Genomic DNA, 5580 nt, shown 5'->3' on the forward strand with positions numbered 1-5580 from the left:
GCAAAAAGTGGTTAACGGCTCGAATTGGTGGCTTTACTGGCGACTGCTTGGGGGCTGCTCAACAGTTGATGGAGTTGCTGACTTACCTTGTATTCATTACCGCATTTTACAATGGCTTTCTATAACGGTTCCCTATGATGAACACCAATCAAACTAATCAAACTAATCAAGCAAGACAGCGAAACAGCCATCTGGTATTGGGTGGAGCTCGTTCTGGTAAGTCGAGTTTTGCAGAGCAACAAGCATTATGTGCGTTTGAAGCATGTTCAAATGGACGCCTTAACTATATTGCAACGGCCACTTATTTGGACGACGAAATGCGAGAACGAATCGCGCACCATCAACAACGTCGTGGCGAGCAGTGGTTTGAGCATGAAGTACCCGTCGAATTGGCTGAAAAACTGCAGTTTTTTACCCAAGACGATGTGGTGCTGATTGACTGCCTAACCTTGTGGTTGAACAACATCATCTTTGAACTGGGTGATGATGCAACCAATGAACAAGTGGAAGCTGTCGTTGAAACCTTGGCGCAAAGCGTCGAGCAAAGCCCGGCGCAAATTATTATGGTGTCTAACGAAGTTGGCTTAGGTGTGGTGCCGCTGGGTAAAGTGTCGCGCTTGTTTGTAGACAATGCAGGGCGAATGAACCAAGCGTTAGCTCGGGTCGTTGAACGCGTTACGCTGGTTGCAGCAGGATTACCACTGAGCTTAAAACCATCTAATCACTTGCTTGATACTCAAGGCTAGGTCGCACACATGGTCAATGGAACAACTAAAAACATCTATCTGCTGAGACATGGCAAAGTCGAAGGAAAAGCTGCGCTCAATGGTTTATCTGATGTGCTGGTCAACCCTGAGCTTCAAGAACAGATATGTGAGGCGCTTGCGACGCAAGACATTATCTTTGATAGTGTGGTTTCCTCGCCACTCAGACGATGTGGTGATCTTGCGAGCTTGTTTGCAGAGCGTATGTCTGTGCCTTTATCAGTTGCACCAGACTTTCAGGAAATGAACTTCGGTGAAGTAGATGGTGTCCCATTTGATGAACTTGAAGACAAGTGGGGAATGTTAGAAACCTTTTGGCAAGATCCTGCTAATCATCAATTAACTGGCGCAGAAAGTTTACAGGGCTTCCACGACAGAGTAACTCAAGCTTGGTCGCAACTTGTGAATGATCCAAGTGACAATATATTGTTGGTTACCCATGGTGGTGTGATTCGCATACTGCTAGCACACTGCCTTGATATTGATTGGAAAAATCCGAGTCTGTACTCGAAGTTATCGATAGAAAATGCGTCGATAACGCATATTCAAATCACTCAGTTTGCGCAGAGCTTTATCAGCGTTAAATCGATAGGGCTACCTGTTCTCTGAGTTTTCAAAAAACACAGTTTAAGAATTAACAATCTATTAAACCTGTTAATAGAAATAGAAACATAAATAGAAGTATAAAGCGGCGTTTACAGCCGCTATACCAGATTGGTATTACTACCTACGTGAAAGGAATTTAGTCATGACAACTCCAAGTTGGGATTTAAGCATTGCTTATCGCGATCTTGATGATGCAAAAATCGAACAAGACATCGAACTCATTCAACAATGTATTGAACTGTTGTACCTGCATGTTGAAAAGCGTCACATCATTCTGGCAATGCAAAACGCAATCCAGACCTCAGAAGCGGCAGGCACGTTACTCAGCACTATCAATACCTTTGCTAACTGTCACGCGTCGGTAGACGCTACGCACACAGAAGCCAAAGCACTGCTTGGCCGTGTAGCTAAGCTGAACTCTGAAATGTCTCAAGCGTTCAGCCCTTACGAAGACACACTAATTCACGCAGAACCAGAATTTATTGATGCAGTATTAGAGCATGAGAGTGCGGACGTAGCAGGCCAACGCTTTGCGATTGAAAGCTCTCGTAAGTTATCAAGCAGCCGACTCAGTGTTGCCGAAGAGCAGTTGTTAGCGGCGATGAAGGTTGATGGCCGTGACGGATGGGGTCGTTTATACGACAACCTAACCGGTTCTTTAAAACTATCGCTAAAGCTGGACGGTGAAGACGAAGCTCTAGGTTTTTCACAAGCCGCGAGCCTGTTGTACGGCAGCGAATTCGACAAACAAGAACCGGCATGGCGCGCGGTTCAAGGTGCGATGAAAACGCATCAAGAGTCTTTTGCTTCGATCCTAAACGCATTGGCTGGATGGCGACTGACAGAAAACAAAAAGCGCTCGAAGATTAGCGATGTACATTTCCTAGATCCAAGCCTACACGGCAGCCGCATCGTACCTGAAACGCTAGACACCATGATGTCGGTAGCAAAGGCAAATCGAGCAGTAGGCCAGAAAGCAGGCCTGTTAATGGCAAGAGTTCACGGGCTCGATGAAATGAAGCCTTGGAACCATTTAGCAGCAATGCCACCGCTGGGTGACAGCGAATCTAAGGTTTATCCATTTGATGAAGCGATCGAAGTGATTAAAACCGCCTTCGCTGAAGTAAATCCAGAGATGGCTGATTTCGTCGCATTAATGGTTGAGAACGGTTGGATTGATGCCGCTCCAGCAGCCAATAAACGTCTAGGTGCGTACTGCACTAAATTTGCTGCGACACGCACCCCGCTTGTGTTCATGACATGGAGTGGTAGCCGCTCAGACTTAATGACATTAGCGCACGAGCTAGGCCACGCGTTCCACAACTGGGTGATGAAAGACATGCCGTTGTGTCAAACACGCTACCCAATGACGCTAGCAGAAACCGCTTCGATCTTTGCTGAAAATATCGTTCGTGACCACCTATTGAAGCAAGCACAAACACGTAATGAGAAACTTGAAATGCTGTGGGAAGAGCTTTCTTCTTCTTTGGCATTAATGGTAAACATTCCCGTTCGTTTTGAGTTTGAGAAAGCCTTCTACGAGCAGCGTGAAAAAGGTGAGCTAACGGCTCAGCAGCTGTGTGACCTGATGGAAACGACTTGGAAAGAGTGGTACGGCGATGCAATGACAGAAGCCGACCCTTACTTCTGGGCGAGCAAGCTGCACTTTAGCATCTCTCAAGTGAGCTTTTATAACTATCCATACCTGTTCGGTTATCTGTTCAGTAAAGGTGTTTACGCACAACGCGATGCTAAGGGTGAGCAATTCTACGGCGATTACGTTTCGTTGCTTCGTGATACGGGCAGCATGATGGCGGAAGAAGTCGTTCAAAAGCACTTAGGAATGGACCTGACTCAAGCTGATTTTTGGCAACAAAGCATCGACATGGTCAAAGTTCAAATCGATGAATTTGAAAGATTGCTCGATCAGGAAGATTAATTGATCTCAATCTGTTCATGGCAGGTAAGAGCTGTGTTAGCTTACGTGGCTCTTATCTTGCTGACATGACTTGAGAAAAGCTGAGACAGCCAAAAGTTGCTTTAAATAGAGAAAGTTATTTGGAACAGATGTCGGTTAGTAAAGTCAGCAGGTAATATAAAAATATATGGGTAGTATTTGTGAGTGATAACGGAGTTTCTATTGATAAGTGCGATCCTAGCAACACAATTTCTATGTACAATTTATTAACATACGGCCGTGCAATTAAGGAGTAACGCATGACGAAGACCCTCTTTCGCCAATCATTTCTTTTTGACAGCCTAGATCTTGAGCAAGAAGTGGTTGCAGGACAGACCGTACTGAGTAACGGTGTTCAAATTAAGCTTCATCAACGCGGTGTATTGGAAGTGATTCCCGCGGAGTATAATTCTGAAACCAAGAACATCATCTTTTCAACAGGTGTTCATGGCGACGAAACTTCACCAATGGAGCTGATTGATAAGCTCATTGAGGATATTGAAACAGGCTTCCAAGTAGTGACAGCAAGATGTTTGTTCATCATTGCTCACCCAGAAGCAACCAACGCGCATACTCGTTTTCTTGATGTGAATATGAACCGTCTGTTTGATGAAAAACAGCACGAGAGTAATCGAGAAGTGGATATCGCGAAGAACCTTAAGTACTTGGTTACTGAGTTTTACAAGGAAACGGTACCTGCCACTCGTTGGCACTTAGATCTGCACTGTGCGATCCGTTTGTCTAAGCATTACTCTTTCGCCGTAAGCCCTAAGGTTCGCCACGAAGTTCGCAGTAAAGCCTTGTTCGATTTCATTAACAGTGCTCACGTTGAAGCTGTGTTGTTGTCGAATGCGCCAACGAGCACTTTCAGTTGGTACAGCGCTGAAAACTTCGAAGCCCAAGCACTGACAATGGAGCTAGGGCAGGTAGCAAGAATTGGTGAGAACCAACTTGATAAGTTAACGGCTTTTGATTTGGCAATGCGCAATCTGATTGCTGAAATAGAACCAGAGCATCTACCAAAGAAAACCATTACATATCGCGTAAGCCGAACCATTGTTCGTTTGCACGATGACTTTGATTTCATGTTCTCTGATGACGTAGAAAACTTTACGGCATTCAAGCACGGAGAAGTGTTTGGTCATGATGGTGATAAGCCATTGATGGCGAAGAATGAAAACGAAGCAGTGGTATTCCCAAATCGTAACGTGGCTATCGGTCAACGAGCGGCCTTAATGGTGTGCGAAGTTGAAACACGATTCGACCACGGTCAGCTTGTGTACGATTAATACCGAGCTGGGTTAAAGCGACGAAAACAACCGCTCAACTGGTTGAAATATCAAGGTTCACATTACGGTGTGAGCCTTGAGTTTATTTAGGGATACAGGTAAGGTTACGCGAACAATTTCAAAGTAGCTTGATATGGATTTCCAACAACTTCTTCACCAAAAACAGCGCAAATGGACCCGAGCCATTTATCTGATGGTAGCACTGCTTGTCGCGCTGAGTGCGATTTACCTAATGGTTGGCGATCTTTTCATTTCCCCTCTGGGCACCTTGTCCACGTTAGAACAAAAACTACTGATTGATTTACGCTTACCTCGATTATTAGCAGCGATTGCTATCGGGGCAGGGTTAGCTGTATCTGGCGCAAGCCTACAAGTCTTATTGGGTAATGTATTAGCAGAGCCAGGTGTGCTCGGCATTTCTGGTGGCGCAAGTTTGGCGATGGTTATCGTACTGTTCTTCTTGCCGTTTGCTCCAACTCCAGAACTGTTCATGATTGCCGCCGTTTTAGGGTCACTCTGTTTTACCGTGATTCTAGTGAGCATGGTAAAAACGATGCGACTCACCACGGCCAAATTACTGCTGGTGGGTGTGGCGCTAGGTATTCTTTCAGGAGCGATGGTGACATGGGCGTTCTATTTTAGTGACGACTTAAGCCTACGCTTACTGATGTATTGGCTGATGGGCAGCTTGGGTGGCGTGACTTGGTATCAACACTCGCTCACGTTGGTGATGATCCCTGTGATTATTTGGTTGTGTTTGCAAGGCAGTAAGCTAGACAAACTGATGATTGGCGAGACTCATGCTGCACAGTTAGGCGTGAATGTTCCGAGATTACGTTGGCGTCTAATCTTCGCTGTGTCTATTTTAGTAGGTTGCGCAGTAGCGTTAGGTGGCGTGATCAGCTTTGTGGGTTTGGTTGTGCCACACTTACTCCGTTTAGCGATTGGTACCGATAACCGATAC

General features: G+C 45.5%; 6 protein-coding genes. All 6 read left to right on the forward strand.

From position 1 onward, the window contains the following. The coding region (locus AB4232_RS18775) for an adenosylcobinamide-GDP ribazoletransferase (RefSeq protein ID WP_372087734.1) at positions 1–125 on the forward strand (125 nt) is incomplete at its 5' end. Positions 126–134: 9 nt separating this feature from the next. After that, complete coding sequence (gene cobU / locus AB4232_RS18780) at positions 135–746, forward strand: bifunctional adenosylcobinamide kinase/adenosylcobinamide-phosphate guanylyltransferase (RefSeq protein ID WP_372087731.1); 612 nt, start codon at positions 135–137, stop codon at positions 744–746. Between the two features lie 9 nt (positions 747–755). Further along, positions 756–1373, forward strand: a complete 618-nt coding sequence (cobC, locus tag AB4232_RS18785; RefSeq protein ID WP_372087732.1) for an alpha-ribazole phosphatase family protein — start codon at positions 756–758, stop codon at positions 1371–1373. A 139-nt stretch (positions 1374–1512) separates the two neighbouring features. Next, entirely contained in the window at positions 1513–3309 is a 1797-nt protein-coding gene (locus AB4232_RS18790; RefSeq protein WP_104214488.1) for a M3 family oligoendopeptidase, read from the forward strand. Between the two features lie 278 nt (positions 3310–3587). Beyond that, a complete protein-coding gene (locus AB4232_RS18795) occupies positions 3588–4616 on the forward strand; it encodes a succinylglutamate desuccinylase (protein ID WP_017057427.1) in 1029 nt (342 codons plus the stop codon). A 133-nt stretch (positions 4617–4749) separates the two neighbouring features. Then, positions 4750–5580, forward strand: an 831-nt coding sequence (gene btuC / locus AB4232_RS18800) for a vitamin B12 ABC transporter permease BtuC (RefSeq protein ID WP_372087733.1), incomplete at its 3' end; no start/stop codon positions are given.

Origin of the sequence: Vibrio sp. 10N.286.46.A8 (genome assembly GCF_041470165.1) — a bacterium.
Taxonomy (GTDB): domain Bacteria; phylum Pseudomonadota; class Gammaproteobacteria; order Enterobacterales; family Vibrionaceae; genus Vibrio; species Vibrio tasmaniensis_A.